Origin of the sequence: Neisseria sp. P0008.S010 (genome assembly GCF_051962715.1) — a bacterium.
Classification (GTDB): domain Bacteria; phylum Pseudomonadota; class Gammaproteobacteria; order Burkholderiales; family Neisseriaceae; genus Neisseria; species Neisseria elongata.
Map to the genome: position 1 here is coordinate 1 of NZ_JBQCVA010000449.1, position 233 is coordinate 233.

The 233-nt window shown below is 40.8% G+C and carries 1 pseudogene; it reads left to right on the forward strand.

From position 1 onward, the window contains the following. Positions 1-233 (forward strand): annotated as a pseudogene (locus tag ACTHSL_RS14290) (hypothetical protein); the annotation flags it as partial.

The following is a 233-nucleotide window of genomic DNA, read 5'->3' on the forward strand; positions in this document are numbered from 1 at the left end:
TCTCCGCTATGGATTACCTACGCGAAGGTATCCACTTGCGCGGCTATGCACAAAAGAATCCCTAACAGGAATACCAGCGCGAAGCATTTGAAATGTTCCAAAACTTATGGAGCAATATCAATCATCAAATTGCATCTCTTCTGTTTTCGGTACAAATACAGATGAACGAAAATGTTGTGGAAGATTGTGAGCCTGGGAATTTGGATAATCTTAATACTCATGCCTTCCATGAT